The following is a 26,449-nucleotide window of genomic DNA, read 5'->3' as shown; positions in this document are numbered from 1 at the left end:
TAGGTGAATTGCAGTATTTTGACCAAATGGTAGTTTTTTTCTTGTTTGGTTAAAAAATATTCAATTATTTTTATTTTGCTGTTTTGTATAGATTAATTGCCTTTTTTTGCATTTTTTTTTGATGAAAAGTCATAAATATTGCAACTCCTATTTGCGCCCAGCATGGTTCCAATTTACAATATGCGCCTAAAATAACCTGATGTGCGGTGTGTCGGTACTTTTCGCATGCTCCGTCTACTTCTTAAACTAATCATTAAAGTTGAATCATGACCGAATTATCCAAATACAGAAACATTGGTATCTTCGCTCACGTTGACGCGGGTAAAACCACGACCACCGAGCGTATCCTTAAGCTAACCGGTAAGATCCACAAAATCGGCGAAGTACATGACGGCGAATCTACAACTGACTTCATGGAACAGGAAGCTGAGCGCGGTATTACCATTCAGTCAGCAGCAGTAAGCTGTTTCTGGAATGATCACCGTTTCAACGTTATTGATACTCCAGGCCACGTTGACTTCACTGTTGAAGTATATCGTTCGCTTAAAGTACTTGACGGCGGTATCGGCGTATTCTGTGGTTCAGGCGGTGTTGAGCCTCAATCAGAAACCAACTGGCGTTATGCTAACGATTCAGAAGTTGCGCGTATCATCTTCGTAAACAAGTTAGACCGTATGGGTGCTGACTTCTTACGTGTTGTTAAGCAAACTAAAGACGTTTTAGCGGCTAACCCATTAGTGATGGTTTTACCAATCGGTATTGAAGACGAGTTCACAGGTGTTGTTGATCTATTGACTCGTAAAGCACACATTTGGGATGATTCTGGTCTACCAGAAAACTTCGTAATTACTGATGTGCCAGCTGACATGGTTGACTTAGTTGAAGAATACCGTGAAATGCTAATCGAAACTGCTCTTGAGCAAGACGATGACCTATTAGAAGCTTATATGGAAGGTGTTCAACCATCTATAGAAGACGTTAAGCGTTGTATCCGTGCGGGTACTCGTACAATGGCTGTGTTCCCAACATACTGTGGTTCAGCATTCAAAAACAAAGGTATGCAGTTATTGCTTGATGCCGTTGTTGACTACCTTCCAGATCCAGTTGAAGTTGATCCACAACCGCTAACTGACGAAGAAGGTAACGAAAATGGCGAATTCGCAATCGTTGACGTTGATGCTCCGTTTAAAGCATTAGCATTCAAGATTATGGATGACCGTTTTGGTGCATTAACATTCGTACGTGTTTATTCTGGTCGTTTGAAGAAGGGTGACACCATCCTTAACTCATTCACTGGCAAATCTGAGCGTGTTGGCCGTATGGTTGAAATGTATGCTAACGAACGTATAGAAATTGATTCAGCGCAAGCTGGTGACATTATTGCGATCGTTGGTATGAAGAACGTGCAAACTGGTCACACTCTATGTGATCCTAAGCACCCTTGTACACTAGAAGCTATGGTATTCCCAGAGCCAGTTATCTCTATCTCTGTAACGCCAAAAGATAAAGGCGGCAGTGAGAAAATGGGTATCGCTATCGGTAAAATGATTGCAGAAGATCCATCTTTCCGTGTTGAAACTGACATAGATTCTGGTGAAACCATCCTTAAAGGTATGGGCGAGCTTCACTTAGACATTAAAGTAGACATCCTTAAGCGTACTTACGGTGTTGAACTAATTGTTGGTGAGCCACAGGTTGCTTACCGTGAAACTATCACAGCAGAAGTTGAAGATAGCTACACGCACAAGAAACAGTCTGGTGGTTCTGGTCAGTTTGGTAAAATTGACTATAAAATCCGTCCAGGTGCTGCAAACACAGGTTTTGTGTTTAAGTCTTCTGTTGTTGGTGGTAACGTTCCAAAAGAATTCTGGCCTGCGGTTCAGAAAGGTTTTGGTAGCATGATGAACACAGGTACTATCGCTGGCTTCCCAGTGTTAGACGTTGAATTCGAATTAACTGATGGTGCATTCCACGCAGTTGACTCTTCAGCTATCGCGTTCGAAATCGCTGCTAAAGGCGCGTTCCGTCAGTCTATCGCTAAAGCTAAGCCACAACTTCTTGAGCCTATCATGAACGTTGACGTGTTCAGCCCAGATGACAACGTGGGTGACGTAATTGGTGACCTTAACCGTCGTCGCGGTATGATCAAAGATCAAAATGCTGGTATGACTGGTGTTCGTATTAAAGCTGAAGTACCGTTATCAGAAATGTTCGGTTATATCGGTTCTTTACGTACTATGACTTCAGGTCGTGGCCAATTCTCTATGGAATTCGCTCACTACTCACAATGTCCTAACAGCGTTTCTGAGAAAGTTGTTGCTCAAGTTAAAGAGCGTAAAGCAGCAGAAGCTAAGAAGTAATTCTTAACTTATCGCTGAAAAAACCGTTGCCTAGGCAGCGGTTTTTTTATGCTTTAAATTTGGCTTGGTATGATGAAAATAAGATAAAAGTGCATCAGAAAAATATTATTATTAATATTTTCTTGGCACTTAAGTTAAAGACTTATGCGAGCTTACATAGCAAGCCATTGACAAGCTAATCTCAATAACCTCTTTCAGTTGGGCTTTATTAGGTTCATACTGTTTGCTCTACTGATTGGCATCACAAACTTACATTGATGCCAAAAGCTAGGAACTGTCCTCAAGTTGACTCAAGCTGACTTTAGGTAATGCATTTGTTATTAAAGGAAAATATTATGAGCAAAGGACAAGACAGTAAAAAAGATGTGAAAAAGCAACCACTGCTAACCGCAAAGGAAAAGAAGGCTGCGAAGAAATCAAAGAAAGATGTATTAGGTAGATAGTCCGCGAGTGTTACCCATTCTACGGAGGCAGTCAAAACGACATTGCTTGCGCGTTTTGATTTCACCCTGAAGATTAGCCTCTATGACTTCATCACCAAGATTTAACCCAGATGTTGTCGCATTTGGTTAGGCTTAATTAAATCAACGTACTCATCAAGGAGTGTTTGTGCTGTTGGTCTAACAATATGAGCTTCGGTATTAATACCCGGTTAATTCCATATAGCCCACACCTGAGTGCGTGCCTTCGATTTGTATAGGGCCTTCCCAATACGTTGTCGACAACAACATTTCACTATTGGGATTAAGTGCTTGGGTGGTGATATGAATGTTTTCGCTTTCAATATCAATTTTCCAGCCCGTGGGGTAGCGCGTATTTTTGCTGGTATGCCAAGTGATAGGTTGCATACTGATGTCATTGGGATGACTTGCACTGGTAATGTTACGGCCACTGCCATCAGCCAGCATAAGTCTAGCGCTGTAAAAACTATCCTGTGGTTGTTCACCTCTTAATCTAAACATCATTAAAGTCTGTTTTTTATCAAGTCGAATAGAAAACCAGTCCCAACCTTGCTGACTATCTGTTAATAGCTGTGAGCTCCACTCTCTGTCTAACCAGGCTTGGCCGCTGACCATGTCAGTTTTACCGTTACGGTTAATTGTGCCTGATACGTTTATATAAGGTTGGCTGTAATAGTGGGAGGCGACTTTACCGTCAGCACTTTTAATGCTCAACCCTTGTTCACCCTGTAATTGCCATGGGCTTTGGCTGTCTAAACTCAATTGGTAACTAAACTGCTCACTTTCAACATTTAAGCTGGCGGGAAATGGGCTGTTGTTATGACTTTGCCAACGCCAATTATCTAAGTAAATTGCAAACGGATTGGCGGATACCTGTGCAAATTGTGGATGACTGCGGGAGAACTTCTCTGCGCTGTAATGCTCACTTTTACTGGTTAGCGCAGCATGGGCCATAAACATTTGATTGGTCGCCCAAGGAGACTGTTTAGGTGATATATTGTTATGTAGATCAGTAGATTGAGCCTTAGGTGGAGTCGGTGGGCTTAATGCGCTGCGAAATTGAGTCCATTGAATACCAATGGCTTCGCCATTTTGAGTGGTTAAGTTGGCCGTAATATACCACCACTCAATCCTGTAACCTTCATGGGGTTGATGATCCTGTGGAAATTCAAGTGTATTGGCGGGACTAACCTGGCTGTATTGCAGTAAGGTTTCATCGGCGGCCAAAAGCTTACCCATCGATATCCCCGTAGCGGGTTTACTGGTACCTTCTGATGATTCAGTACTAGGCTGACATCCCAGTAACATAAGCGTAAAAGTGGTTAGCAGCATTTTTGTTAACTTGCTATTTGAGCAACGCATTATAATGTCTCCTGCTGCAAGCTGCTGATCAGCGGTTTACGGGTTTGCCAATATAGCGGCAATGCTACTGAAACTAAGCAGCTTAGCATCGCAATCATCACCACTCTGCTGTAAGCTTGCCAATCCCATATCATGGCAATCGTCCAACCAAAAGCTTGCAAGGTGACTTTATTAATCAATAAGTAGCCTAATATTGCCCCCATTGGCAGGGCGAGTAAGCAGGTTAGTAATACAATTAACATCATTTGTGATGTCACCATGATTCTGAGCTGTTTGCGACTCACCCCCAAAGCATACAAACGCGCTAATGGCGCTAGCCTTGCCTGAGTTAGCATCATGCAAGCACTGAACAATCCAATGGCTGCGACCAGCAATGTCAGACTATTAAGCACTACTGTGATTGAGAAGGTTTTGGTGAACATTTTAATCGCTTCATCTTTGATACGTTGTTGACTATACATACTGGCCGATGAAAGTCCTTGTTGACTGATCAATGCTTGCTGAAGTAGCTCATTATCGCCTTGGTAATCCACAGCCAAACTTATGGGGTTGGGCGGTAAATGATAGTGTTGCCATAAATAGGGTGAAATGATCAGCTCGCCCATGGGGTTGCCATAATCAAAATAAATGCCGCCAATAGTGAACATCTCGCTATTGGTCTGTGCAACGGGTGTTGATAATAAGTTATTAGTAGTCTTGCTCAGTTTATCAATATTGATTTTATCACCGATATTAAGTTGATATTTTATCGATAATGGCTCGCTGATGAAGACGTTTTTACCCTGCTCAAATTCGCTCCAAAATGACTCATCTAAATTGTCTGGCGATTTAAATACAGTGGTGTTTTTAATCGAGTAAAAATCGCGACTGACCAGATTAATTGGAATTATGTTGCTAAGGTTAGATTGATCGCGTTGCAATTTAGCTTCTGTCTGCCATTGTTTATAAACAGCAGTCACCTTGGGCTCGGCATCCAGAAAAGCATTAACATCCAGTAGCGCATTCGGATTAGGCCGGATATATAAATCGGCATGAAGTCGGGCATCTAGCCATTGTTTTAAGGTGACTTCAAAACTGCCGACTAAGGTGTTCATTGAAATATTGGCGCAAAGGGCCAGCAATATAGCCATCATCGCCAATGATAATGGCGCGATAATCTCTTTTGTTTCTGCTACCACATATTGCCATAGACCTTTTGGCATTAAAGGTAATAGTAATCTCACGCCAATGCTGATTGTCATGGGTAACAATAACGGAATGGCAATGGTAACAATACCGAGCAATATCAAACTGTGCTTATATTGAGAGGTAAAATTAAACAGTATCGCGCTACTTGCTAATAATATACAGGCGGTTAACGCCTGTTGTTTAAACAGTTTTTCATAAGGTATTAACTGTGCTTGGCGTTGTGCACCCTGCGCTAAGGACATACGTGACAATTGTAATAACAATGGCCAACATGCTCCAAGCGAGGCAACTAAAGTTAACCCTAATCCTTGTGCGAACCATTGCCATTGCCATAAACCGGGCAGTAATTTTGCGCCATATATTTGTTCTAATGTCATCGCGACCATAGGTTGTAACCACTGGGATAATTGCAGTCCAATGATAAAACCGATAATACTGCCGACAATCACCAAACAGATAATTTCAATAATCAGCGCGATGAGTAAGTTATGACGACCTACACCCATTTGCAGTAACTGAATAAACAGCCTTTGCCGTTTCATTAGGCTGTAGCGCACGCCGTTGTAAGCAATAAATAACCCGACAACAAATGCCAACATACTCATAGCGTCTAAATTTAAATGAAAGCTTGCTGTGAGTGCACTAAGAGACTCTCCATCATCTTGATTGTCTATGAGTACCTGGCGACTATCAAATCCAGCCTGTTCTAAAGCGGCAATGATTTGAGTTCGCTGCGAGTCGATAACCGATGGTGATTTATCAAGCGGAAAAAAGATGGCGATATAACTTAACTTACCGGGCATATCTAATAATTGTTGCGCAAAAGAAATATCCGTCAACATGCTATTACCCAAACCGAGACTGGCTTCTATTGGAATAAGCTCTACTGGAATATCATTTAAAATGAGCTGCCCTTGGGTCAGTGCATTTATTCTTTCGATAAGATTGTCAGATATTACTACGCTAGGATAACCGGCTAATAAGCGCTGTAATGGAATGGCGGGTGTTGTTTGCTTGGCCTTTGATGACTGGTCATCTTGGTGAGGTTGCATTGACACAGCCGCCATAATGTCACTGCCATTGACCTTCCATGATCGCCCTTGTGGATCACTTGCTATGCCTTCAATGACCGCTAGTGCCGGAATACCAGCTTGGCGTAAGGCAAAATAAGCGGCTTCATCGATCCCAGTTTGATCTTTATCAGTAAGGTAAAAACTGGCGCGTTGGCTCAATAATTCGGTTGTTTCACCATAGCTTTGTTTAGCATTCTCATTAGTGGCTTTAACGCCTATCAGTAAGGTTACCGCCAGCATAATACCGAGTAAAATAGCGCTGGCTTGAATAGGGGCTTGGCGATAATGGCGGCTGAAAACCACTAGGCAGCGCTTAATAAGGGACAATGAAAGTGTCATAAGCAATTATACCGTGAGGCTCTGAGTTGCATGGGTTTCAACAATATGGCCTTGCTGTAAATGCCAACGGGTTTGCATAAATCGAGCGCATTGTTCGCTGTGGGTCACCATTAATATACAAGTATTAGCTTGCTTTGCCAGTTCAGTTAATAATGACATTACCTGCATGCCAGCTTGTTCATCAAGGTTTCCGGTGGGCTCGTCAGCGAGCAAAAGTTGTGGTTTATGTGCCAATGCCCTAGCTATAGCGACACGTTGTTGTTGACCGCCGGATAAGGTTTCAACCGGTCTGGAGAGTAATTCAGTGAGCCCAAGTTGCTGGCATAATTCATCACACCAAACATTCCAAGATTGATTATTTAACGCTAATGCAAAACTGATATTATCTTTGACATTCAATGGGGTGAGTAAATTAAATTGCTGAAATACCACACCTAAACATTGTCTACGGTATAGGCTCCAGTGTGCATCTTGCCAGTCTGTCGTGTTATTAAGATTTTGTGCGCGAAGGATATCCGGTGATGATGCTAATGATAAATGACCTGAGTCTAGGGTTTCAAAACCGGCAATAATGTTTAGCAGAGTGCTTTTACCACTGCCACTAGGGCCAGTTAATGCCACTGTTTGCCCTTGGCTTAACGTCAGGCTGACGTCATCAAGTACTTGATGAAATGTGCCGCCGTCTTTAAAACCTTTGTTGATATTTTTAAGTGCAACAATAATGCTCATTTTTATCCCTGTGCTGTAGCGCTTTAGGTGCGATATCAGTCTAAAGCAATACGTCCTTTTTGGTGCTGACGATCAGCGTATCAATTTAGTCTTGATGGCCTTTTTCATTAGCAGTTGTTATTTTATAAGGATCACTATTCAAACCAACCTGCATAATTGCCATTGGGTTCAGCCAGTGCGGCTTTGGCCTTGTCTGGGTAATTACTGAATACTCCGTCAACGCCAATCGTTTTTAAGGCACGAATGTCATCAGGGTTATCCACCGTATAAACATACACTTTAGCGCCACGCTGGTGGGCGTCATCGATTAATGCTTGGCTGATAAAACTCAAATCTATATGCGCAGAGTATGCTTGTAAATCTGTGACGATTTTGGCTAAATCGAGCGGGATCCCACCCAATAGCGGTGCCACGTAAGCCGTGGGTAATGCTTGTTTGATTTGGGCAAGGTAGGGATGATTGAATGAGCTCATTAATAGCTGTTCGGGTTTGAAGCCTAATAGTGAAATAGCCTGAGGGTATAAAGCCAGCAGTGGCGGTACAGTATTATCGCCTTTTAGCTCAATATTGACGATGCAGCGGCCTTTAATCAGTTCAAGCACCTGCCATAAAGTGGGTATAGGTTGGTGTTTAACATTAAGCTTAGCTAATTGATTTAATGTAGATTGGCGGATAAGACCGTGACCGTTAGACTTACCCTCTAAGCGACGATCATGAAACACCACCAATTGCCCTTCAACATTATGGACATCGAGTTCTATCGCTTCTACACCTAAATCCAATGCTGCTTGCATTGCAATCAAAGTGTTTTCGGGATGATAACCACTGGCCCCACGGTGGGCAAATATAAGCATGGTACGTTCTCTGGTTGGTGGTAAGCACAATACAATGGTGTTAATTTGCCCCAATTACAAAGATATGGCTAGTATTGAAAGGTTAAAGTTTGTTTTTCTTATGGCTTTGTTGAGTTTCAAATAATGCCGTTGCCACAATAATTGCTCCGCCGATTAAGGTTTGTGTACTTAACTGCTCACCCAACACAATTAAAGCCAATATCGCGCCATAAAATGGCTGTAAACAGGATACTAACCCGACCGTTTTAGCACTTAAATACCGCAGCGCAGTAGTGAATAAAGCATGCGGCGCAGCGGTAAATACCACTCCTAACAGAATAACCAATCCTACTGTGTGCTGATTAAGATCTGCCATACTGACATCTTGCCATGGGCTTAAAAACATCACTGCAACTAAAGTTTGATAAAACATCGCATGCGGGCCACTGTAGCCTGTGAAGTAACGTTTATGTAGCAGGTTACGGGCGGTGAATAACGCCGCAGACAACACGCCGACTAAAATGCCTAAGGTAATGTCATTATCAAGATTAGGTTCGGGGATTAATAAAATGACCCCAATCAATACGGCTAAGCCGGAAACTACATCGACCCATTTAAGTTGGGTGCGGTTGATTAAAGGTTCGACTAACACTGTCATCACAGGATAAGTGAAGAAGGCAATCATACCAATGGCAACAGATGATAATTGCATCGCGGCAAAATACGTTACCCAATGACAACTCACGAGAACACCGAGTAAAATGGCAATAAGGTAATCTTTGCTATGACGTAATTTGAGGGTTTGCTTGCTGGCCTTTACCAGTAAGGCCAGAACAAAGGCTGCGACGATACAGCGTAAAAAGGTAATGTTAAGCGCACTTAGCGGAATAAGCTTAGAAAAAAGCGCCGTACCACCAAACAGTAATACGGCTAGATGTACTTCAACTAACCCCGAGCGAGGTTGAGTGGTAGGCACTTTTAATCGCTATTTAAGGTTAATGTTTGCAAACGCTTGACCTAAACGAGTCACTTCGCCAGGTTCTACGCCATCAGCGAAGGTATCAATGGCATCTTGGGCAAATAACATCACCACAGTACTGCCTAACTTAAAGCGGCCCATTTCAGCGCCTTTCTCTAATGTTAATGCTTTAGGGCCTGTGGTTGGATAATCCCAACTAAAGACCTGCTTGCCACCGGGCGGTGTTACTGTGCCAGCCCAAATGGTTTCAATGCTAGCTACAATCGTTGCGCCAACTAATACCATGGCTAATGGGCCTATTTCAGTTTCAAAAATAGCGACCACACGTTCATTGCGGGCAAAAAGCCCTGGCACATTTTGCGCGGTGAGTGGGTTAACTGAAAACAAGTCGCCTGGTACATAAGTCATTTTAGACAAGGTGCCGGTAATCGGCATATGAATACGGTGATAGTCTTTTGGTGCAAGGTAAATAGTGGCAAAATCACCGCCGTCAAAACGGTCGGCATCGGCTTTATCACCACCGAGTAAAGCTTGCGAAGTGTAACTATGCCCCTTTGCCTGGAATATGTTGCCAGATTCAATTGGGCCACATTGGCTAACCGCACCATCAACTGGGTGCGCCATGATGGTTGCGTCTTGGTTTATTGGGCGTAAACCTTGTTTTAATTCACGGGTAAAAAAGGCATTAAAGGTGTTGTAAGCTTCAGGCTCACTTTTAGCTGCTTCTGACATGTCAATTTTGTATTGATTAATGAACCACTTAATAAATACGGTAGTCAGTACCCCAGCTTCTGCTGCTGCAAACTTACCGACTAAGCGTGATAAAAAATGTTTTGGCATGATGTATTGCAAAGCAATTTTTAATGAGTCCAATTTTATTTCCTTACTTTTTTATTAGTTTTGTACGATGAATATGTGTTAGTAAATTAAGTGACTTAAACATGTTTCGCTAAATTAACGTCGACATTCATTATTTCGAAATATCATCAATGGCACGAAAGTGTCGTGCATGTCGCTGTTCATCAAGGCTAGCAATAATACGGTTATAGTTATAAAACCTGTCTTGGGTAATTTTGCCTTCTTTTAAAGCCGTTTGTAGCGCACATCCGGGGTCGTCCCCATGTTTGCAGTCTCTAAACTTACAAGTGCCTAAAAACTCTCTAAATTCAATAAAACACCATCCCACTCGTTGAGCATCTAAATGCCATAGAGCAAACTCACGCACACCCGGAGAGTCGATTAAATCGCCGCCACTGGCAAAGTGTAATAATTTTGCGGTTGTAGTAGTGTGTTGACCTAAACCAGAATTACCAGACACATCGCCGATAAGTAAGTCAGCTTCAGGCATTAATGCATTAATGACCGATGATTTACCGACGCCAGATTGTCCTGCAAACACACTGACTTTATCTTTTAGTAAGTCTTTAAGATCTGCAATGCCTTCACCTGTATGACTACTCAGTTGATACACTTGGTAACCAATGTCGCGATAGCGGGCTAAGGCTTGTTCAATCTCAGGGCGGTTTTCATCATTCAATAAATCGATTTTGTTTAGCACAATAACCGGTGCAATATCAGTGTCTTCACAGGCCACCAGATAGCGATCAATAATTTGGGTCGTAAAGCTAGGTAATACCGATGACACAATTAGAATTTGATCAATATTGGCCGCAATAATTTTCACGCCGTCATATAAATCAGGGCGAGTGAGGGACGATTTTCGCGGATGAACAGCCTCAACAATACCGCCAATGTTGGCGTTTGATTGCACTTCAGTGGCTAAACGTACAATAACCTTGTCACCTGTAACTAAACTGGTGACCGCGCGGCGAATATTGCAGCGGGTGATAATGCCGTCTTGGGTTTCAATATCAGCATGTTGACCAAAACGAGATATCACCACACCGGCTTGTTCAGGTGTTAATAAATGATCTTGAATATCAGCACTGTCGCTGGCTGAATCGGTGCGATTTAATCGTTTTGATTGATTTGCACGCATGCGCCTTAATTGGCCTTGGCTTAGGGGTTTCTTTTTACTCACAGAGAGATCTTCATCAATTAAAGGTATTTTTTTGTGTCTTAAAAGGATTATGATACACGCAATGAAATAAAAATGCCTGAAATTAGGGCAATAGATAGAATAAGGCGAACGATATGGCTGCAGATGCGAAAAATTTGATTTGGGTTGATCTTGAAATGACAGGGCTTGAGCCTGAAGTCGATAGAATTATTGAAATTGCCACTTTAGTGACGGATCAAGATTTAAATATCATTGCCCAAGGACCTGTTTTAGCCATATATCAAACCGATGAAGTGCTAGCGGGAATGGATGATTGGAATCAAAAACATCATGGTGAGTCAGGTCTAATTGATCGGGTTAAAGCCAGTAAACACAGTGAGCAAGATGCGATTGATCAAACGATTGAGTTTTTATCTCATTATGTACCTAAGGGCGCATCACCTATGTGCGGTAATAGCATTGGCCAAGATCGCCGTTTTTTGAACAAGTATATGTTAGAGCTTGAAGACTATTTCCATTACCGCAATGTCGATGTCAGCACCATTAAAGAATTAGTCCGTCGTTGGAGCCCTGAAACTATGAATGGCTTTACAAAAAAGAATACCCATCAAGCATTAGAAGACATCAAAGAATCTATTGCTGAATTGCAGTATTATCGTGGTCAGGTATTTAAAATTTAACCAAACGATTCAGTTTTTGCAAAAAGAGTGCAAAAAGGGGTTGCAGCATATTAAATATTACCTATAATGCGGCCTCAACTTTCTACAGAGTGTTAAGCTCTGAGTCATAGAAAGTAGGAATTTGAAATTAAGCGACATTAGCTCAGTTGGTTTAGGTAGAAAGACGATACCTTGCTGATTGTTATAAATGAAGCAAATAGTAAGCGACATTAGCTCAGTTGGTAGAGCGATACCTTGCCAAGGTATAGGTCATCAGTTCGAACCTGATATGTCGCTCCAAAATCTGAATTTACAAAATGATTTTTGATATGCGACATTAGCTCAGTTGGTAGAGCGATACCTTGCCAAGGTATAGGTCATCAGTTCGAACCTGATATGTCGCTCCAAAATCTAAATTTACAAAATGATTTTTGATATGCGACATTAGCTCAGTTGGTAGAGCGATACCTTGCCAAGGTATAGGTCATCAGTTCGAACCTGATATGTCGCTCCAAAATCACTTACCTCCTTATAAACCTTCCCCTTTTACATCATCAAAATAGCAATAAAAATTAGCTCAGTTGCGATTTTAAAAATTGCGATACCTTTTTGTTTGCCAAGGTATAGGTCATCAGTTCGAACCACTCCTTATGAAGAGAGGGTCGCTCCAAAATCACATACCTCCTTAAAAACTTTCCCACTTTACATCATCAAAATAGCTAATAAAAATTAGCTCAGTTGCGATTTTAAAAATTGCGATACCTTGCCAAGGTATAGGTCATCAGTTCGAACCACTCCTTATGAAGAGAGGGTCGCTCCAAAATCACTTACCTCCTTATAAACCTTCCCCCTTTACATCATCAAAATAGCAATAAAGATTAGCCCAGTTGCGATTTATAAAATTACGATACCTTTATGTTTGCCAAGGTATAGGTTATCAGTTAGAACCATTCCTTATGAAGAGAGGGTCGCTGCAAAATCACTTTCTCAGTTTAAATATCTAATTTGAAATGCGATATTAGCTCAGTTGACCGAGTGAAAGGGCAAGTATCTTTTCACATCACTCGGGCTAAAAAAAGTAGTCGTTTATACGAATAACTTCCAATAAATACAAGAAGGAGCCAACTCTTCTGTCCAACTCCTGTTAAAGGCCTAGTCAAATAAATATAATAATGCTACTCATAGAAGTATGGGTGTTGTTCGATTGAATGTGTGTATTCTATTTATGCAAATATTGCGTATGTTTTCATGGCATACTAATCTTAAACTAATTAAAAAATAAAAAGGTTGTCTAATGAATATAGAGTCGATCAACACTGAACGATCGCTATGTACTAATTGTGCGAAGGATAATAATTTAGACTTTGATTTTACTATGGCCTTTCAACCAATTATTGACTGTAGCACGCAAAGGATTTATGGCTATGAAGCATTAGTTAGAGGGATTAATAATGAGTCAGCATATGCCATTTTGTCTCAGGTTACTGCTGACAATCGGTATGTTTTCGATCAGCTTTGTCGTATCAAAGCGATCGCTTTAGCGTCGGAGTTAAACATAAGCTCGATGCTAAGCATCAATTTTTTACCTAATGCGATTTATAACCCAGAGCGCTGCATTCGAACGACCTTAGACGCCGCTAAAAAGTATAATTTTCCAACAGAAAACATTATGTTTGAATTCACAGAAGTTGAAAAAGTTGAAGATAGCAAACATTTAAAGGAAATTGTTGAATACTACCAAAAGCTTGGTTTTAAAACCGCCACAGACGATTTTGGCTCTGGCTACTCAGGTCTTAATTTATTGGCAGATTTTCAGACTGATATTGTAAAACTAGATATGGCATTAATTCGAAATATAGATAAAGATAAAGTGCGTCAGTCAATTGTGACAAATACTTTAAATTTACTTACTGAACTAAACATTACGCCTTTAGCTGAAGGTATTGAAACGAAGGAAGAATATCTGTTTCTTAAAGAGGCTGGTGTTAAACTAATGCAAGGCTACCTGTTTGCGCAACCTGGATTCAAGTGTTTACCTGAAGTGAAATTCGACATGTTTTGAATGTTGAATATAGACATTTTCAACGGTTAACATAAGCGCTTTTTTTACAGCGCTGAGTTCCAAATATACACTAGCCCTATTATAAATTATGCCTTATTTTTGATATCGCTAAATTTTGATATCGCCAAAAACAGTATCCACGATCGATGGGGCCCATAGATATCCCAATCACCCCCATGTTGAGTAAGACATCAATACTCCTAAAATCTTCCTCAATTCCGTTAAGTGATCCAGCACGCATTTCTTCATTAATCCCTAATATAAAAACATCAAACAATCAAAAATATGACTTTGCTCAAATACTTGTTAAGTGAAATTTCTAATAATGAAGTTAATTAAGTTATCCCTGATAATCTCAGGCTGTAAAGTGAGGTAGTGATATATGCGTATTCAACAATTAAGTGAATTACTTGAGTATGTTGCCAAATGTCGATTAAACATGGGCAAGTTGTACAAACGATTACACCGTAACGCAGACTCTTCTCGCGTGAAGTTAATGTTGGAATACTTTCAACAGCATGAGAAGCATATCCACGATACGCTAGAAAGCTATATTGAAGATGCGCCAGCTAAAATTCTTGATACCTGGTATCAAGATGTTGTTTTTGAGGATTTTATTAAGCGTTGTGATGAAGCTGTTTTACCAGCTAATATGGATGAAGAGCAAGTGTTAGAGTTACATCTTGATCTTGAAAATCGTTTAATTGAGTTTCTCGAAAAAACTGCAGAATTAACCTCTTGCAATGATGCGAAAAGTGCACTGCTTGATGTGATCCATGTTGCGAAAACACAACAGAAGCGTTTAGTACACAGTGTACTTCGTATGGATGATATTTAAGCTTTAGCCAGCATTTAACTTTTGATTGACTCAAAAATGCCAGCAATGATATTGCTGGCATTTTTATTTGTTGAAAAAAGCCACATGCAGCTGTAGGAGATAAATATAGAACTCTGGTATATTGTGGCTTTGAACCTCTTTTATAATGCTTTTGGCTGTTTGATATGACTTCTATTGTTAAAAATCTTGAAAATGAACAAGCTACAGTGGCAATTGGACAATTTATTGCTCAAGGACTAATGCCGCCATTAACGATTTTTTTAACTGGAGACTTAGGCGCAGGTAAAACTACCTTGAGCCGCGGAATTATTCAATCTTTAGGTCATAAAGGCGCGGTTAAAAGTCCAACGTATACCTTAGTTGAGCCCTATGAGTTTGATGGCTTTGATGTATTTCATTTTGACTTATATCGTGTCGCTGATCCTGAAGAGCTCGAATTTATGGGAATTCGTGATTATTTTAATAAAACCAGTATTTGTTTGGTTGAGTGGCCTGAGCATGGGCAGGGTATGTTGCCTGATGCCGATCTTCATTTGCATTTACGCTATAAAAATAATCAACGAGAAATTGAAATTAACGCTTTGTCTGCTTCTGGGCAAACAATTTTGAAAAAATTAAAATAATAATGACTCTACATAAAGCCATTCTTCATCTTACCTGCTGGGTAATAATAAGTACCTCGTTTACAGCACACAGTGCTAACGAGCTCGATAGTGTGCGCATTTGGGCTGCACCAGAATCAACTCGTGTGGTTTTTGACTTATCGCAAGCGCCTCAGTATGAATCGTTTACGCTAACCAATCCTGAACGACTCGTTGTGGATATTAAAAATGCCAGCAATAAAGTCCAATTAGACAGATTAAGCAATAATAGTAAATTAATTAAACGTATTAGGGTGAGTCAATCGCCTGGGAAAGGTATTTTACGGCTAGTTTTGGACCTCAATAAACCAATAAAATCTAACTTGTTTACGCTATCTCCAACAGCTCCATACGGTAATCGTTTGGTGGTGGATTTAGATGATTCCTTTAGCGCAGAAACAAAAGCTAAAGTCACTACCCACTCTTCGGGTACGAACCGTAATATCGTTATTGCCATTGATGCTGGGCACGGTGGCGAAGATCCAGGCTCTATTGGTCCTACAGGTATTTATGAAAAGCGCGTTGTACTCGATATTTCAAAACGCCTTGCGGATAAAATTAATGCGACTCCTGGTATGCAAGCTGTGATGACGCGTACCGGAGATTACTTCGTTGACTTAAACCGTCGCTCAGAGTTAGCCCGCCGCAGTAAAGCGGATTTATTATTATCTATTCATGCTGACGCATTTACATCGCCTCAGCCTAGAGGAGCATCGGCGTGGGTGTTATCAATGCGCCGAGCTGACAGTGAATTAGGTCGATTACTTGAGCAAACAGAAAAGCATTCAGAGTTGCTAGGGGGTGTGGGTGATATTATTCAAAATTCTGATGTTGAAAAATATTTAGTGCAAACGCTTATCGACATGCAGAAAAATAATTCGATGGTAATGGGTAATGATATTGCCAAAGATATTTTGCGTGATCTTGGTAGCGTTACTCACCTTCATAAAAAAGAGCCAGAAGCGGCGAGTTTGGCGGTATTAAAAGCGGCGGATATTCCGTCTATTTTGATTGAGACGGGGTTTATCTCAAACCCAGGTGAAGAGAAACTACTCGTTAATTATAATCACCAACAAAAGCTGGCTAATGCTATTCATAAAGGTGTCGTGCGATATTTTGAAACCAATCCACCTTCAGGCACATTACTGTCTCAGAGTGCCAATACTAAGCATAAAGTTCAATCCGGTGAATCTTTGTCGGTTATCGCGAAACGCTATGGTGTGAGTGTTAATAATCTTAAAAAGGCAAATAATTTAAGGTCAGATGTTGTGCGTATCGGCCAACACTTGGTGATCCCAAGGGCATAATGATGGCTATCCAACTCCTTCCCCCTCAACTTGCAAACCAAATCGCCGCTGGCGAAGTGGTTGAGCGCCCAGCTTCGGTAGTAAAAGAACTGGTCGAGAATAGTCTAGATGCAGGGGCTACAAGGGTTGATATCGAAATCGATAAAGGCGGCAGTAAGCTGATTCGCATCCGTGATAATGGGTGCGGTATTCCCCAGGCTGAACTTGCATTAGCCTTGTCGCGTCATGCCACTTCTAAAGTGCACACATTAGATGATTTAGAAGCCATCATGAGTTTTGGTTTTCGCGGTGAAGCACTGGCGAGTATTAGCTCAGTTGCACGCTTGACGTTAACCTCAAAAACCGCAGAACAAACTGAAGCTTGGCAGGCCTTTGCTGAAGGTTCACAAATGGATGTTAAAGTGACGCCGGCGGCGCACCCTCAAGGTTCGACGATTGATGTTGTCGACTTGTTTTTTAACACTCCAGCAAGAAGACGTTTTTTAAAAAGTGATAAAACAGAGTTTACCCATATTGATGAATGGTTAAAACGTATTGCTATCGCGAGATGTGATATTCATTTCACCTTGACCCATAATGGCAAATTAGTCCGTCAATATCGTCCTGCTAACACCGAAATTCAGCACCAACAACGCTTGGGTCAGATATGTGGCCGTCAATTTGCTGAAAACGCGCTAACTGTGTCATGTGAGCATGCAGGCCTATCATTACAAGGTTATTTACAGTCGCCGTTTGATAATGTCATCAGTGATAGTAGCTATTTTTATGTTAATGGCCGTTTAGTGCGCGATCGTCTAGTGAATCATGCAGTAAAACAAGCATTTGCAGAGCAAGGAGTTGAGCATCAACCTGGTTATGTGTTGATGTTAGATTTAGACCCACATCAAGTAGATGTCAATGTGCATCCTGCAAAACATGAAGTACGGTTTCATCAATCACGTTACGTACATGATTTTATATTACAAGCTTTGCAGTCTGCTTTAGTGCAAGCGCTTGATTTTATTTCTGTACCTGACTCAGTAAATTCGGCAACCTCGGTCAACAGTGATGAGGCTTTTGCGGCGAATACTTATCCGCAAACTCAGTCTACTGCTGGTCACTTTTCACTTTCAGAGTCGGTAAAATCTGAATTATCTCATAATCATGCTTCAAGTGATGTCGCAGGCCGTCCCAATAGCATCAGTCAATTCGGCAGTATGCATATTCCGGGGCAAGCAAGTCACTCATTTGGCGGATATTCATCTGACCTTAAACCTCGTTATGATGTGAATTCTAACGAGAAAGCTCCAGCATCTAAGCCATATTCACAAGTCCCTAATAAACATATCAGTCAAACAACGATTGAGAGTTATGGACAACTTCTACAAGTATCCGATGACGTTAGCCAAAATACAGATACTAGTCACTATTCTGCCGGTATGCAGCCAAATACTTCAATAGTAAAACCTATGCCGAATGTGTTAAATAACCAATTTTGGGTCATAGTGTCTGAAAGTGAATTAAAATTAATGCCAATTATTGAAGTGCAAAAAACAGTTGTTCAACAGGAAATTTTGCACAAATTAGCGACAGGGTTAATCGGCCAGCCTCTATTAATGCCTGTATCGATAAAAGCCGATCCTGACTGGCAATTAATACTTGAACAGGGTGAACCTTTTTTGCGTCAACTCGGTATTGAGTTAACAATTCGCTACGGGCAGTTGATTATCAAAAAAGTGCCCCCATATTTGAGAGATAGCCAGTTGGCCACCGTGATACCAGAGCTATTACAATGGATGGCAGCAGTAAAGCCAAATAATGAAGCATTAGCACTTTGGATTGCACAGCAATCAAACGATAAGTTTGTTGCCCCGCAAACGATTTGGCAAAAGTTTTGTCTACTTACAGAGGCAACTCAGCAAACAATATTAGCCAATGCCAAAGCATTACCTTGGCAAGCATGGATTAAAGAAAACGCGTGAATAAAGTAGAACGGCCAAAAATCATCTTTTTGATGGGGCCCACAGCTTCAGGAAAGACTGCATTGGCCATACAAATGGCTCAGCAGCATAACTGTGAGTTAATTTCAGTCGATTCTGCGTTGATTTACCGTCAAATGGATATTGGTACCGCAAAGCCAACAGCTGAAGAGTTGGCGCAGGCACCACATCGTTTGATTGATATTTTAGACCCTAGTGAGAGTTATTCCGCGGCTGACTTTCGTCGTGATGCACTAGAACAGATTGAGCAAATTGTTGCCCGTGGTAAAACGCCTTTGTTAGTTGGCGGTACTATGATGTATTTCAAAGCATTGTTAGAAGGTTTATCGCCTTTGCCCGCAGCAGATGAGACGATACGAGCACAAATTTTAACTGAGGCAGAAAGCCTAGGTTGGGAGACATTACATCGACAACTGTGTGAAATTGACCCAGTTGCGGGTGAGCGAATTCATCAAAATGATCCACAAAGATTGTCGCGTGCATTAGAAGTTTTTCGTATCACAGGTAAGACGATAACAGAGTTAACTCAGATTAAGTCTGCCGAACTACCGTATGATGTAATACAATTTGCGATAGCGCCTAGCGATAGAAAGGTATTACATGGGTTGATCGCAAAACGCTTTCTGCTTATGTTAGACCAAGGTTTTATCAATGAAGTGGCTCAATTAAAGGCCCGTGGCGACTTGCATTTAGATATGCCATCTATGCGTTGTGTCGGTTATAGGCAGTGTTGGGAGTACCTTGATGATGAGGTTGATCATGCGACTATGGTCGAAAAAGCTACCGCTGCCACTAGGCAATTAGCCAAACGTCAATTAACATGGTTGAGAAGTTGGCCTGAATTGCAATGGCTAGAAAGTGGCGATGAAATGAATTTAGTTACACTTATGCGACAATGCTGCTAGCTAATTAGCTGTTACTGTATAATACTCAAACTAAAGAATAAAACTTGAATTACATATTTTAAAAAGAAAAAGGAAATTACAAAATGGCTAAGGGGCAATCTTTACAAGACCCATTTTTAAACGCTCTGCGTCGTGAGCGTGTACCCGTTTCGATATACTTAGTAAACGGTATTAAGCTTCAGGGACAGGTTGAGTCTTTCGACCAATTCGTGATCTTGTTGAAAAACACAGTGAGTCAAATGGTGTACAAACATGCCATTTCGACAGTCGTTCCAGCCCGTCCATTTAATGTGACAAGTCATCAAGGCACAAATGCTTCTGATGAGGATGATACGGAATAAATAACTTAAAAAGGATACTGCTTCTTGTTTGATCGTTATGAAGCTGGAGAAACAGCCGTACTTGTTCATATCGAATTTTCTGACGAAGAACGTCGTGAAGATTTATTGGAGTTACAACTATTAGTTGAGTCTGCAGGTGCACGCTCGGTAGGAGTAATAACAGGCAATCGTCGTTCGCCAGACCGAAAGTTTTTCATCGGTTCAGGTAAGGCAGAAGAGTTAGCAGCCATGGTAGCTGCAACAGAAGCTAATGTAGTGATTTTCAATCATGCATTGAGCCCAGCTCAAGAGCGTAACCTCGAAGTGGTTTGCCAATGTCGAGTGTTAGATCGCACTACATTAATATTAGATATTTTTGCTCAACGTGCTCGAACTCACGAAGGTAAGATGCAGGTGGAGCTAGCGCAACTGCGCCACATGTCAACGCGCCTGATCCGAGGTTGGACTCACCTTGAGCGACAAAAAGGCGGTATCGGTATGCGCGGGCCTGGGGAAACTCAGCTTGAAACCGATAGACGTTTACTGCGAGGCCGCATTAAGAATATTAATAAACGCCTAGATAAAGTAGATAAACAACGTGAGCAAAGTCGCCGAGCTCGCAAACGTAGTGATATGGCTACCGTTGCATTAGTAGGTTATACCAATGCGGGTAAGTCGACATTGTTTAATTCGTTAACATTATCTGATGTTTATGCAGCGGATCAATTGTTTGCGACACTTGATCCAACACTACGTAAATTAGATTTACCAGATGGTTCAGTGATATTAGCTGATACCGTTGGATTTATTCGTCATTTACCCCATGACCTAGTGGCGGCTTTTAAAGCCACGCTACAGGAAACACGCCAGGCAGATTTACTATTACATATAGTGGATTGTGCTGATGAAAATATGACCGAAAATTTCGATCAGGTACAAAGCGTACTTGAGGAAATTGAAGCTGATGAAATCACACAATTAGTCGTATGCAATAAGATCGATTTACTTGAAGACTTTGCTCCTCGTATAGATTATGACGATGAAGGCAAACCTGAGCGCGTTTGGGTATCTGCACAAAAACAGATTGGATTTGATCTGCTTTTACAGGCTATTACCGAGTTGATCGGGACAGTGATTTATGAGCAGACTTTGAAAATACCAGCTTCTGCTGGACATTATCTTGGCCAGTTTTATCGACTGGATGCAATACAGCAGAAAGAGTATGACGATCTGGGGAACTGTATTTTATCTGTTCGCGTGTCGGAAGCCGATTGGCGCCGATTACTGAAACAGAGTCAGGGGGAATTAGAGACATTTATTTTTGAAGCTTCAGAAGTAGACGTTTCTTGTTAATCTCATTTATTTCATCCAATTATGGAGTGCTAAATGGCTTGGAATGAGCCCGGTAACAAGGGAAATAAAGACCCTTGGGGAAATAAGGGTGGTAACGATAAAGGACCACCAGATCTAGACGAAGTATTTCGTAACTTATCAAAACGTTTTGGTGGCAAGGGCGGTAATAGCGCTCCAGGTCAGCCATTTAACTCATCTATATTGATTGTGTTTGCCTTGATTGCCCTGATTATTTGGGCATTGTCTGGTCTATACACAGTTAAAGAAGCTGAGCGTGGTGTATTACTCCGTTTTGGTCAACACATTGGTGAAGTGAGCTCAGGTTTACACTGGAAGGCAACCTTTATTGATGAAGTGACAACCGTTGATGTGGAAACGTTCCGTTCGGTTCCTGCATCGGGCAGTATGCTGACATCCGATGAAAACGTCGTGAAAGTTGAGCTTGTGGTTCAATATAGCGTGTCAGATGCATATGAATATTTGTTCAGTGCTGTTGATGCCAACGCCAGTTTGCGTGAAGCCACCGACAGCGCGCTGCGTTATGTCATTGGTCACAACCGAATGGATGACATTTTAACCACTGGGCGTGACGCAATTCGTCGTGATACCTGGAAAGAGTTAGAGCGCATTATTGAGCCTTATAAAATAGGCTTACAAATTCGTGACGTTAACTTTTTACCAGCACGTCCTCCTGAAGAAGTGAAAGATGCATTTGATGATGCCATTTCTGCGCAGGAAGATGAGCAACGCTTTATTCGTGAAGCAGAAGCTTATTCTCGTGAGATTGAGCCAAAAGCTCGTGGCCAAGTTGAACGTATGTCACAGCAAGCCAATGCTTACAAACAACGTGTTGTACTTGAAGCTGAAGGTAAAGTCGCTCGATTTGAGAAGTTATTACCTGAATATAAAGCTGCACCAAGTGTAACTCGTACGCGTTTGTATTTAGACGCAATGCAAGAAGTGATGTCTGGTACCAACAAAGTATTAATTGATGCTAAAAACAACGGTAATCTAATGTATTTACCATTAGATAAGCTGATGAACAACAATAAAGCTGACGGTAAAGCCGGTGAGCCAGAAGTTGAGCGTCATATTAATTCAGTATCAGGTAGTGCCAATATCCCGATGACAAGTGTTCCTACGGATGGACGCTTATCTCGTGAAGAACGCACTCGTCAAGGGAGGGGATAACTCATGGGTAGATTAGGTTTAATTCTTCTTGTTGTTATCTTAGGTCTTGGTTTTTCATCTGTCATGGTTGTCAATGAAGGCGAGCGTGCGATAGTTTCTCGTTTTGGTAAAGTTGTTAAAGACAATATCGATGGCGAGGACGTTACGCGTGTCTTCATTCCAGGATTACACTTTAAGTGGCCTGTTATTGATAAACCTAGATACATGGATGCCCGCATTCAAACTCTAGATGGCGCTGCAGATCGTTTTGTGACTTCTGAAAAGAAAGATCTAATGGTTGATTCATACGTTAAATGGCGTATTAGTGATTTTGAAAAGTATTATCTTTCAACAAACGCAGGTATTAAAGCCAACGCGGAAAAGCTATTACAAGCAAAAATCAGTAACGACTTACGTACTGAGTTTGGTCGCCGTACAATTAAAGAAATTGTCTCTGGAAAGCGCGATGAACTGCAAATTGATGCGTTAACTAATGCTTCTGAAAGTGCTGCAAATTTGGGTATTGAAGTGGTTGATGTACGTGTTAAGCAAATCAACTTACCTGCAAACGTGAGTAATAGTATTTACCAACGTATGCGTGCTGAGCGTCAAGCTGTGGCAAAAGAGCATCGTGCTCAAGGTAAAGAGCAAGCTGAAATCATCCGTGCAACGACTGATGCCGGTGTGACTGTTAAAGTCGCAGGCGCTGAACGTAATGCATTAACTATTCGTGGTGAAGGTGATGCGCTAGCGGCTAAGATTTACGCTGATGCTTATAACAAAGATGCTGAGTTTTACGGCTTTTTACGTAGCTTAGAAGCTTACAAAGAAAGTTTTTCCGGTAATTCAGATATTATGGTGTTAGAACCTGAAAGTGATTTTTTCAAGTACATGAAGTCGATGGACGGAAAATAAAGCTAACTTGTTAGTTTGCGAGTAAAAGCCCGATGAATATCGGGCTTTTTTGTGTCCTAAGTGCGGTAGGATTATTGATCGTTTTATATAAAAATAATTATTTTTTTCATCCTACTACCTTTAACTAAATTAGTTAAACTTTGTTAACTATATAGTGATTTAAACCAGTATGTTAGCTAGTTTTTACCTTGTCTTTTTGACACAAAAAAAACATCTTCAAAGCAAAAAAAATAACATTTTTAAGCCAAAGAGGCTTAATCCGCAATTTAGTTGTGTGTTTTCTCTATGATCTGCTTCTAATTTTTCGCTATAATGAGCCCTGCCTCAAACTATGATAGTTTAACACTACCTTTTTTAGAGGTTAAACTATTGAAATATAAAAATTCCAACACCCTCTGGGAGATAAGTGGATGAGCAATGCGCCAGTCGATACCGGACGTCGCAGATTCCTGACAGCCGCAACCGCCGTAGTTGGTGGTGCAGGAGCCGTTGCTGTAGCGGTTCCTTTCATAAAGTCATGGAATCCGAGTGCCAAAGCGAAAGCTGCAGGTGCGCCGGTCGAAGTAAATATTAGTAAAGTAGAGCCAGGTCAGTTAATTCGTGTTGAATGGCGCGGAAAACCGGTTTGGGTAGTTCGTCGTACAGAAGCTGTACTAAATACTCTTCAAACTTTAGACAGCCAACTACGTGACCCAGCATCTGAAGAAATGCAGCAGCCAGAATATGCAACTAACCCTGCACGTTCTATCAAGCCTGAATTTTTTATTGCTGTTGGTATTTGTACCCATTTAGGATGTTCTCCAACTTATTTGCCTGATTCATTTGGTGAGCAGGTTGAGGGTGTTACATCTGGTTTCTTTTGTCCATGTCATGGTTCTAAGTTTGACATGGCTGGTCGCGTGTTTTCGGGTGTTCCTGCTCCATTGAACCTCGTAGTCCCGCCGCATAAATATATCGATGATGCCAACGTAATTATCGGTGAAGATACGGGAGCTGCGTAATGGTTAAGAACATTATTGATTGGATCGATGCGCGCATTCCAATGACGGCTACCTATAACCGTCATATAGGGCAGTATGCGACACCAAAGAACTTTAACTTTTGGTACTTTTTTGGTTCATTAGCATTATTAGTTCTAGTTAACCAGTTGCTTACGGGTATTTGGTTAACGATGAATTACGTACCAACAGCTGAAGGTGCTTTTGCTTCAGTTGAATACATCATGCGTGATGTTGAGTACGGTTGGTTGTTACGTTATATGCACTCTACGGGTGCATCGGCGTTCTTCTTTGTTATCTATATGCACATGTTCCGCGGATTAATCTACGGTTCATATCAAAAACCAAGAGAGCTATTATGGCTGTTTGGTATGTTGATTTTCCTTGTGCTGATGGCTGAAGCTTTCATGGGTTACTTATTACCTTGGGGACAAATGTCTTACTGGGGTGCGCAGGTAATTATTTCATTGTTTGGTGCTATTCCCTTTATTGGTGATGACCTGACACTTTGGATCCGTGGTGATTATGTTATTTCGGGTGCAACACTAAACCGTTTCTTCGCGTTACACGTTATTGCGCTTCCACTTGTATTGGTTGTATTAGTGTTCTTACACTTAATAGCCTTGCATGAGGTCGGCTCAAATAACCCTGATGGCGTTGAAATTAAAAAGAACAAAGATGAGAACGGATGGCCTATTGATGGTATTCCATTCCACCCTTACTACACTGTAAAAGATATTATGGGTGTAGCAGGTTTCTTAATCGTGTTCTGTTATGTGTTGTTCTTCATGCCTGAAGGCGGCGGATACTTCCTTGAGAAGCCAAACTTTGAAGCGGCTAACCCAATGAAAACTCCTGCTCATATAGCACCTGTTTGGTACTTCACACCATTCTATGCAATTTTACGTGCAGTTCCTGATAAGTTATTGGGTGTTGTCGCTATGGGACTGTCTATTGCAGTATTATTTATTCTGCCTTGGATTGACCGTTGTAGAGTGAAGTCTATTCGCTATCGCAGCATGATCCACAAGATTAACATTGCTCAGTTTACTGTGTCGTTCATCATATTAGGTTATTTAGGTGTGGTTCCTGCAACTCCTGAGTTAACTATTGCGGCACGTATATTCACTTTCACTTACTTTGGTTTCTTCGTAGCCCTATGGGTCTACAGTAAGAATGAGAAAACAAAGCCAGTACCTACGAGGGTGACTCACTAATGAAAAAGTTATTAATAGCATTAGTTACATTGTTGCCATCGCTCGCAATGGCAGCAGGTGGACATGAAGTTGATTTAGAAAGTGCTAACGTTGACCTGCATGACAAAGCATCATTAGAGCGTGGTTTGGATTTATTCCAACATTATTGCTCTGGTTGTCACAGTACTCAGTACCAACGTTATGACCGTGTTGCTACCGATTTAGGTATTTCAACAGACGATATGCGTAACAAGTACATGTTCACCGATGCTAAAACGGGTGAATTAATGGAAAACGCCATTCCTACGGTTGATGCGGCTAAATGGTTTGGTGCAGCGCCACCAGACCTGACCTTAGTTGCTCGCGTACGTGGTGCCGATTGGGTTTATACTTACCTAAAAGGTTTCTACGCTGATGAAAGCCGTCCATTTGGTGTTAATAACACAGTATTTCCACTAGTCGGTATGCCGCATGTTTTACAAGAACTTCAAGGTCTTAGTGTAAAAGATGAACATGGTAATCTAGTGACTACAGGTGGTTCAATGTCTGCTGAAGAGTACGACCAAGCTGTACGTGACTTAACCGGTTTCCTAGTTTATTCGGGCGACCCTGTTAAGTTAGAGCGTGAAGCATTAGGTTGGTGGGTACTCGGATTCCTGTTTATTTTCTTCATCATTGCTTACTTGTTGAAGAAAGAATACTGGAAAGATGTGCACTAGCATCAAATAACGGGTAAAATGTATTATCCGCGTAATGTAAACG

Annotated in this window: 22 protein-coding genes and 3 tRNA genes; 18 read left to right on the top strand and 7 right to left on the bottom strand. The window is 41.3% G+C overall.

Annotation, left to right across the window (positions count from 1 at the left end; genetic code table 11):
• Positions 1-266 precede the first annotated feature (266 nt).
• Entirely contained in the window at positions 267-2,360 is a 2,094-nt protein-coding gene (gene fusA, locus ACRWQM_RS15240) for an elongation factor G (protein ID WP_434928243.1), read from the top strand.
• A gap of 641 nt (positions 2,361-3,001) precedes the next feature.
• Here fusA and ACRWQM_RS15235 read toward each other — a convergent pair.
• The 7 genes from ACRWQM_RS15235 to rsgA form a co-directional block, all read right to left on the bottom strand.
• The gene (locus tag ACRWQM_RS15235) at positions 3,002-4,183 is read right to left on the bottom strand and encodes a lipocalin-like domain-containing protein (RefSeq protein ID WP_434928245.1); all 1,182 of its coding nucleotides are present in this window, start codon (positions 4,181-4,183) and stop codon (positions 3,002-3,004) included.
• Positions 4,183-6,783, bottom strand: a complete 2,601-nt coding sequence (locus ACRWQM_RS15230) for an FtsX-like permease family protein (protein WP_434930526.1) — start codon at positions 6,781-6,783, stop codon at positions 4,183-4,185. The genes ACRWQM_RS15235 and ACRWQM_RS15230 overlap by 1 nt, the downstream gene beginning before the upstream one ends.
• A gap of 6 nt (positions 6,784-6,789) precedes the next feature.
• Positions 6,790-7,512, bottom strand: a complete 723-nt coding sequence (locus ACRWQM_RS15225; protein WP_434930525.1) for an ABC transporter ATP-binding protein — start codon at positions 7,510-7,512, stop codon at positions 6,790-6,792.
• A gap of 134 nt (positions 7,513-7,646) precedes the next feature.
• A complete protein-coding gene (locus tag ACRWQM_RS15220; RefSeq protein ID WP_434930524.1) occupies positions 7,647-8,366 on the bottom strand; it encodes a glycerophosphodiester phosphodiesterase in 720 nt (239 codons plus the stop codon).
• Positions 8,367-8,448: 82 nt separating this feature from the next.
• Positions 8,449-9,321: a DMT family transporter gene (locus ACRWQM_RS15215; RefSeq protein WP_434930523.1), complete on the bottom strand. Its 873-nt coding sequence runs from the start codon at positions 9,319-9,321 to the stop codon at positions 8,449-8,451.
• Between the two features lie 9 nt (positions 9,322-9,330).
• A complete protein-coding gene (gene asd / locus ACRWQM_RS15210) occupies positions 9,331-10,197 on the bottom strand; it encodes an archaetidylserine decarboxylase (RefSeq protein WP_226411233.1) in 867 nt (288 codons plus the stop codon).
• A 97-nt stretch (positions 10,198-10,294) separates the two neighbouring features.
• Positions 10,295-11,365: a small ribosomal subunit biogenesis GTPase RsgA gene (gene rsgA, locus ACRWQM_RS15205; RefSeq protein WP_226411232.1), complete on the bottom strand. Its 1,071-nt coding sequence runs from the start codon at positions 11,363-11,365 to the stop codon at positions 10,295-10,297.
• 113 nt (positions 11,366-11,478) lie between these two features.
• Between rsgA and orn the strand changes: the two genes are divergently transcribed.
• From orn to ACRWQM_RS15120, 17 genes are all read left to right on the top strand, one after another.
• A complete protein-coding gene (gene orn / locus ACRWQM_RS15200) occupies positions 11,479-12,024 on the top strand; it encodes an oligoribonuclease (RefSeq protein ID WP_226411230.1) in 546 nt (181 codons plus the stop codon).
• Positions 12,025-12,227: 203 nt separating this feature from the next.
• A tRNA-Gly gene (locus ACRWQM_RS15195) sits at positions 12,228-12,303 on the top strand.
• A gap of 31 nt (positions 12,304-12,334) precedes the next feature.
• Positions 12,335-12,410, top strand: a tRNA-Gly gene (locus ACRWQM_RS15190).
• A 31-nt stretch (positions 12,411-12,441) separates the two neighbouring features.
• A tRNA-Gly gene (locus ACRWQM_RS15185) sits at positions 12,442-12,517 on the top strand.
• 780 nt (positions 12,518-13,297) lie between these two features.
• Entirely contained in the window at positions 13,298-14,065 is a 768-nt protein-coding gene (locus ACRWQM_RS15180) for an EAL domain-containing protein (protein ID WP_434930522.1), read from the top strand.
• Positions 14,066-14,447: 382 nt separating this feature from the next.
• Positions 14,448-14,903, top strand: a complete 456-nt coding sequence (locus ACRWQM_RS15175; protein WP_434928252.1) for a hypothetical protein — start codon at positions 14,448-14,450, stop codon at positions 14,901-14,903.
• 164 nt (positions 14,904-15,067) lie between these two features.
• A complete protein-coding gene (gene tsaE / locus ACRWQM_RS15170; RefSeq protein ID WP_226411225.1) occupies positions 15,068-15,526 on the top strand; it encodes a tRNA (adenosine(37)-N6)-threonylcarbamoyltransferase complex ATPase subunit type 1 TsaE in 459 nt (152 codons plus the stop codon).
• Positions 15,527-15,528: 2 nt separating this feature from the next.
• Positions 15,529-16,851: an N-acetylmuramoyl-L-alanine amidase gene (locus ACRWQM_RS15165; protein ID WP_434930521.1), complete on the top strand. Its 1,323-nt coding sequence runs from the start codon at positions 15,529-15,531 to the stop codon at positions 16,849-16,851.
• Positions 16,851-18,812, top strand: coding sequence for a DNA mismatch repair endonuclease MutL (gene mutL / locus ACRWQM_RS15160; RefSeq protein WP_434930520.1), 1,962 nt, complete (start codon positions 16,851-16,853; stop codon positions 18,810-18,812). The genes ACRWQM_RS15165 and mutL overlap by 1 nt, the downstream gene beginning before the upstream one ends.
• On the top strand, positions 18,809-19,735 hold the full coding sequence (gene miaA, locus ACRWQM_RS15155) for a tRNA (adenosine(37)-N6)-dimethylallyltransferase MiaA (protein WP_434930519.1): 927 nt from the start codon (positions 18,809-18,811) through the stop codon (positions 19,733-19,735). Before mutL ends, miaA begins: the two co-directional genes overlap by 4 nt.
• 83 nt (positions 19,736-19,818) lie before the next feature.
• Entirely contained in the window at positions 19,819-20,076 is a 258-nt protein-coding gene (gene hfq, locus ACRWQM_RS15150; RefSeq protein ID WP_434928256.1) for an RNA chaperone Hfq, read from the top strand.
• Positions 20,077-20,100: 24 nt separating this feature from the next.
• Complete coding sequence (hflX, locus tag ACRWQM_RS15145) at positions 20,101-21,408, top strand: ribosome rescue GTPase HflX (protein ID WP_434928257.1); 1,308 nt, start codon at positions 20,101-20,103, stop codon at positions 21,406-21,408.
• Positions 21,409-21,441: 33 nt separating this feature from the next.
• A complete protein-coding gene (hflK, locus tag ACRWQM_RS15140) occupies positions 21,442-22,599 on the top strand; it encodes an FtsH protease activity modulator HflK (protein WP_434930518.1) in 1,158 nt (385 codons plus the stop codon).
• Between the two features lie 3 nt (positions 22,600-22,602).
• Positions 22,603-23,493, top strand: coding sequence for a protease modulator HflC (gene hflC / locus ACRWQM_RS15135; RefSeq protein ID WP_434928259.1), 891 nt, complete (start codon positions 22,603-22,605; stop codon positions 23,491-23,493).
• 410 nt (positions 23,494-23,903) lie between these two features.
• A complete protein-coding gene (petA, locus tag ACRWQM_RS15130; RefSeq protein WP_226411210.1) occupies positions 23,904-24,494 on the top strand; it encodes a ubiquinol-cytochrome c reductase iron-sulfur subunit in 591 nt (196 codons plus the stop codon).
• Positions 24,494-25,708, top strand: coding sequence for a cytochrome b (locus ACRWQM_RS15125; RefSeq protein WP_434928260.1), 1,215 nt, complete (start codon positions 24,494-24,496; stop codon positions 25,706-25,708). The genes petA and ACRWQM_RS15125 overlap by 1 nt, the downstream gene beginning before the upstream one ends.
• Complete coding sequence (locus ACRWQM_RS15120) at positions 25,708-26,406, top strand: cytochrome c1 (protein WP_434928261.1); 699 nt, start codon at positions 25,708-25,710, stop codon at positions 26,404-26,406. The genes ACRWQM_RS15125 and ACRWQM_RS15120 overlap by 1 nt, the downstream gene beginning before the upstream one ends.
• The last annotated feature ends 43 nt before the right edge of the window (positions 26,407-26,449 follow it).

This window comes from Shewanella sp. HL-SH5 (assembly GCF_051163755.1).
Lineage (GTDB): Bacteria > Pseudomonadota > Gammaproteobacteria > Enterobacterales > Shewanellaceae > Shewanella > Shewanella glacialimarina.
The sequence above is the reverse complement of the archived record's forward strand: the minus strand, read 5'-3'. Positions and strand labels throughout refer to the sequence as shown.

Excerpts from the sequence above, each read along its gene's own strand:
- ACRWQM_RS15120 (WP_434928261.1), top strand. The coding sequence starts at position 25,708 with ATGAAAAAGTTATTAATAGCATTAGTTACATTGTTGCCATCGCTCGCA.
- petA (WP_226411210.1), top strand. The coding sequence starts at position 23,904 with ATGAGCAATGCGCCAGTCGATACCGGACGTCGCAGATTCCTGACAGCC.
- fusA (WP_434928243.1), top strand. The coding sequence starts at position 267 with ATGACCGAATTATCCAAATACAGAAACATTGGTATCTTCGCTCACGTT.
- ACRWQM_RS15175 (WP_434928252.1), top strand. The coding sequence starts at position 14,448 with ATGCGTATTCAACAATTAAGTGAATTACTTGAGTATGTTGCCAAATGT.
- ACRWQM_RS15165 (WP_434930521.1), top strand. The coding sequence starts at position 15,529 with ATGACTCTACATAAAGCCATTCTTCATCTTACCTGCTGGGTAATAATA.
- ACRWQM_RS15125 (WP_434928260.1), top strand. The coding sequence starts at position 24,494 with ATGGTTAAGAACATTATTGATTGGATCGATGCGCGCATTCCAATGACG.
- hflK (WP_434930518.1), top strand. The coding sequence starts at position 21,442 with ATGGCTTGGAATGAGCCCGGTAACAAGGGAAATAAAGACCCTTGGGGA.
- ACRWQM_RS15225 (WP_434930525.1), bottom strand. The coding sequence starts at position 7,512 with ATGAGCATTATTGTTGCACTTAAAAATATCAACAAAGGTTTTAAAGAC.
- hfq (WP_434928256.1), top strand. The coding sequence starts at position 19,819 with ATGGCTAAGGGGCAATCTTTACAAGACCCATTTTTAAACGCTCTGCGT.
- mutL (WP_434930520.1), top strand. The coding sequence starts at position 16,851 with ATGATGGCTATCCAACTCCTTCCCCCTCAACTTGCAAACCAAATCGCC.
- ACRWQM_RS15180 (WP_434930522.1), top strand. The coding sequence starts at position 13,298 with ATGAATATAGAGTCGATCAACACTGAACGATCGCTATGTACTAATTGT.
- hflC (WP_434928259.1), top strand. The coding sequence starts at position 22,603 with ATGGGTAGATTAGGTTTAATTCTTCTTGTTGTTATCTTAGGTCTTGGT.
- tsaE (WP_226411225.1), top strand. The coding sequence starts at position 15,068 with ATGACTTCTATTGTTAAAAATCTTGAAAATGAACAAGCTACAGTGGCA.
- ACRWQM_RS15235 (WP_434928245.1), bottom strand. The coding sequence starts at position 4,183 with ATGCGTTGCTCAAATAGCAAGTTAACAAAAATGCTGCTAACCACTTTT.
- ACRWQM_RS15230 (WP_434930526.1), bottom strand. The coding sequence starts at position 6,783 with ATGACACTTTCATTGTCCCTTATTAAGCGCTGCCTAGTGGTTTTCAGC.
- ACRWQM_RS15220 (WP_434930524.1), bottom strand. The coding sequence starts at position 8,366 with ATGCTTATATTTGCCCACCGTGGGGCCAGTGGTTATCATCCCGAAAAC.
- orn (WP_226411230.1), top strand. The coding sequence starts at position 11,479 with ATGGCTGCAGATGCGAAAAATTTGATTTGGGTTGATCTTGAAATGACA.